The 4,593-nt window shown below is 56.2% G+C and carries 2 protein-coding genes; one reads left to right on the forward strand and one right to left on the reverse strand.

The window, feature by feature from the left end; translation table 11 throughout:
- Positions 1–588: 588 nt before the first annotated feature.
- Positions 589–2,571: a TetM/TetW/TetO/TetS family tetracycline resistance ribosomal protection protein gene (locus tag Q0L39_RS10775; RefSeq protein ID WP_296629094.1), complete on the reverse strand. Its 1,983-nt coding sequence runs from the start codon at positions 2,569–2,571 to the stop codon at positions 589–591.
- A 215-nt stretch (positions 2,572–2,786) separates the two neighbouring features.
- Here Q0L39_RS10775 and Q0L39_RS10780 point away from each other — a divergent pair, with 215 nt between their 5' ends.
- Positions 2,787–3,902, forward strand: coding sequence for a M20/M25/M40 family metallo-hydrolase (locus Q0L39_RS10780; RefSeq protein WP_296629096.1), 1,116 nt, complete (start codon positions 2,787–2,789; stop codon positions 3,900–3,902).
- The last annotated feature ends 691 nt before the right edge of the window (positions 3,903–4,593 follow it).

Below are 4,593 nucleotides of genomic sequence, written 5' to 3' on the forward strand. Positions count from 1 at the left end.
CACCCCCTGTATAGGTCTATTTTCCTACACAGGGGGCGTTTTGTCTATTGTCCACTTTTACTGGACCTGTTCAAAACCACAGGGCTTTTGTTTTTGGCTTCATCGCCGAACAGGGGATTCTTTGCAGGGCAGTTCCTGCACGACCCATTTTGCAGGGAGGCTCCCCGCCCCTGCACCCCGGGGTTCCTTTCTTCCCGAAAAGAAAGGAACCAAAGATTCGCCAAAGAGGAAGTATCCTCTTTGGAATCTTCTCTTAGGGGATTCTCCCCTCGGGAGCTTTGCAAAGCAAAGCTCTCTCCCCCTGACTTTCCCGTAAGTAAGAGGATGTCAGGTTTTGCACCTGCCACTTCGGATAGCAGAATGCCTTCGTCGAGTTCACTTTCTGCCGATACAGTGGGGGTTCAAAGGGGGTCATGCCTGACCCCCTTCGCTGGAGGTCAAGGAACCAGGAGGTTCCTTGTGTGCTCTTTGTGAAACTTTCTTCACACAAGAAAGTTTCCGCGGGTGCGGGTCGCGTAGACCCGCAAGGTGGTTCGCAGGAACTCTCCTGCAATAAAAGAAAAGGGGTGTGCAGGGACTTCCCTGTTGTTATGATTGCGGGCCTTTGCAGTGCGCATACTGAGGAACCTCATTCCATGGAACCGGAAATCCTGCGCCGTGGGCACAGAAGATCGAACAGGATGGATTTGCCAGATCGCGGGTGCGATCGTACCCGATCTCCTCCGCTACCTCCTGCGTGTGACTGCACGGCTCATAGCCGTCAAACTGCAGCGCCAGCACTCCCTTGCCGCGGGTAAAGCTGAGAAACTCCCGTCCATATCCCGACAGTCCCGCTGCCGGTCCGCGTCCGCGCACAATCGCCTGTTCGGTGTCGGTTTCGGGCGCTTGGAAGCTGCACTCCAACCGCTGCAAATCCGCCATCAACCGTCCAACCTGGTCGGCAGGAACGGTGATCTCAAAAGCATAGTATGGCTCGAGCAGCACCACCTTGCCATCGGCGAGCGCCTGCTCCAATCCCTGCCGGATGGCACGATAGGTCGCCTCCCGAAAATCGCCGCCCTCGGTGTGCTTGAGGTGGGAGCGTCCGATCAGCAAAGTAATGTCCACGTCGCACAGCGCCGAACCGGTCAGCACGCCGCGGTGCTGTTTTTCAAAGACATGGGTGCGGATGAGGTTCTGCCAGTTCTGAGAGAGCAGGTCGGTCGGACATTCGCTGGCAAAGTGGATGCCGCTGCCGCGCGGCGCAGGCGACAGCCGCAGCTGCACCTCGGCATAGTGGCGCAGTGGTTCATAGTGTCCATAGCCGATCACCGGCGCCGAGATGGTCTCGCGGTAGAGGATACGGCAGTCGCCAAAGCGTACCTTCAGTCCGAACCGCTCCTGACACAGCTCGGTGAGCACCTCCAGCTGAATCTGTCCCATCACGCGAATTTGTATCTCCTGCAGTTCCTCGTCAAAGCTCACTCCAAGGCTTGGGTCCTCATCCTCGAGCAGCCGCAGCTTTTCCAGTGCCGTGCGCACCGGCACCGACGGCTCCAGCAGCACCGTCGCTCCCAGCATCGGTGTCAGCTGGCTCTCGCGGTGAAAGCATCTTGCACCCACCTCATCACCTGGACGCACCAGCACAAGTCCGGTTGCTGCGCACAGCTGTCCTGCCTGTACCTGCGGCACCGTGGTATATTTTCCGCCCTGGCACAGACGCAGCTCGTTTGCCTTCTCGGTGGTAAAGCTGCCATCGGGCAGCATCAGTTTGATCTCGTCGCGTGCTTTGAGGACACCGCTGTGCACCTTCAAAAAGGCAAGCCGTTCGCCGCGGGCATCGTGGCGAATCTGGTAGACGGTGGCGGAAAATGTTCCATCGTCCTCGACCGGCAGCGTCAGTGCCGACAATCCGCGCAGAAAGGTGTCGATGCCCGTATCCTGCAAGGCAGAACCGCAAAAACAGGGAAACAGCTTTCTTTCCCGCACCAGCTTTGCCATGGCAGACTGCCAGATAGCGCGGTCAAATCCTCCGTCGAGGTAGCGTTCCAGGAGCGCTTCGTCCTCCTCGGCGACCCGCTCGATGAGGCTTTCCTCCCAGTCCTCTCCTGCAAAGGAGCCGGTGCAGTCGCACGCTCCTTTGCTCATCCTCTTTTGCAGCTGGGACAGCACCCGCTCAGGGTCGGCGCCTGCGCGGTCGATCTTGTTTAAGAAGAAAAAGACCGGCACGTTGTACTTTTGCAGCAGCTTCCACACCTGCTCGGTGTGCGCCTGGATGCCTTCCACGCAGCTGACCACCAGCACAGCATAGTCCATCGCCTGGATGGCACGCTCCATCTCTGCGCCAAAGTCGGCATGTCCTGGGGTATCCAGCAGGTCATAGTGATCCCCTTCCCACTCGAAGGAGGCGCTGTTGGAAAAGATGGTGATGCCGCGCTGCTTTTCCAGCTGCTCGCTATCCAGAAAGGCGTCCTTGTGGTCCACCCTTCCCAGTTTGCGGATGGCGCCGGTGTGGTAGAGCACCTGCTCGGAAAAGGTGGTCTTTCCGGCATCGACATGGGCAAGCACTCCTACGGTCAGATATTTTTGCATGGGCTGTTCTTCCCTTCATTGTCAAAAATTTTCTTCATTGTATCACATTTCTGTCCTTGCTGCCAACGCCTCTGTAAAATCTATGCACATTCCTGTAAAATCTTTGCGGAAAAATTGCACCGGACGACAAGATGTGCTATCATGTTGTTATGGTATGTGAAAGGATATTTGCTCTTTTTTCCACCGTTTTGAATCACTTCAGGAGGTGCTTTTTCATGTTGGAACAGCAGATTTTAGAATATCTTGAAAACCATCGCAGCCGCTACCTGGATGCCATCCGCACCATGGCACAGATTCCGGCTCCATCCAATCACGAGGAGCTGCGCGCCCAGTGGTGCAAGCAGTATCTGGAATCGCTGGGTGCGACCGGCGTCTACATTGACGAGGCGCTCAACGTCATTTTCCCATACGGCGACGTAAGCTCGGATGTATGTGCCATCCTCGGCCACACCGACGTCGTCTTTCCTGACACCACTCCGCTGCCTTTCAGAGAAGAAAACGGCCGCTTTTATGCACCTGGCATCGGCGACGACACCACCAACGCCGTTGCTGTCATGGAGATGGCAGGCATGGCTTTGGAGCTGGGACTGCAGCCCAAGACCGGCATCCTGTTTGTCTTAAACTCCGGCGAGGAGGGCCTTGGCAACCTCAAGGGCGTACGTCAGCTGATGAAGGACTTTGACGGACGCATCACCCGTCTGTACGCCATCGACGGCGGCATGAAGACGGTGGTCAACGACGCTGTCGGCTCCAAACGCTGGCGCATCACCGTCAAGACCGAAGGCGGACATTCGTTTGGCGCCTTCGGCAACCGCAACGCCATCTACTATGCAGCCAAAATCATCGACAGCTTTTACAGCTTGAAGGTACCGGACATTGGCAAGACCACCTACAATGTAGGCGTCATCGAGGGCGGCACCTCGATCAACACCATTGCCCAGCAGTGCAGCATGATGTACGAATACCGCTCCAACCGCCGCGAAGGACTGGCCTACATGGATCAGTTCTTTGATTCGGTCATTGCCGCCTACCGCAACTACGGCATCGAGTTGGAGGTCGAGCAGCTGGGCGACCGCCCATGCAAAGGCGAAGTGGACACCGGAGAACTGACTCGCATCGTCAAAGAGGCTTCGGAGAAATACGGCTACACCCGCACCGACGAATGCGGTTCGACCGACTGCAACATTCCGCTGTCGATGGGCATTCCGGCGGTATGCTTCGGCGTATATGAAGGTCACGGTGCGCATACCCGCGAGGAGTGGGTAGACATTGAGTCGACCCGCGACGGCATGAAGATCCTTGCAGAGGTAGTCCTCTCGGAGATGAAATAAAAAAAGGGAATCCCTTTTTTAAAAACCCTTTTTCTGTTGCAGGATAGCACCTGCAAAACCCTTTTGTGGAGCTACGTGCTCCACACCGCGATTACTTTCCTTTCACGAGGAAAGACCGCACCTCTGATTTCTGCGTTGCTTTACTTACGTGTGTGCGGTCCCGAGAATGGGCTTTGCCCATTCTCCCAGCTTTCTGCAAGAACCTTTGCGGGCTTACTCAGCCCGCGCCCGAGGTTCCTTTCTTCTCGAAAAGAAAGGAACCAAAGATTCGCCAAAGAGGAGGTATCCTCTTTGGATTCTTCTCCAAGGGGATTCTCCCCTCGGGAACTTCGCAAAGCGAAGTTCTCTCCCCCTGACTGCTCCGCCAATAGGAGGATATCAAGTATTGCACCTGCCACTTCGGGCAGCAGAGTGCCTTCGTCTAGTGCACTTACTAGCAACATGCAGTCGGGGTTTCAAAAGGGGCTTGCCCCTTTCGTTGGAGGTGTCGGGACCAAGTGGTCCTGACTGTGTCTTTGGTGACTTTCTTCACACAAGAAAGTCACCGCGGGTGCGGGCTGCGTAGGCCCGCAAAAGGATACAGCAGGGACTGCCCTGCTATAGTTACCGCGGGCGCGGGCTGCGTAGGCCCGCACTCGGACTTTCTGCAAAATCTAACTTTAGATGGTGCGGGCATGAGAATGAAACAAGT

Origin of the sequence: uncultured Negativibacillus sp., from assembly GCF_944388365.1 — a bacterium.
Taxonomy (GTDB): Bacteria; Bacillota; Clostridia; order Oscillospirales; family Ruminococcaceae; genus Negativibacillus.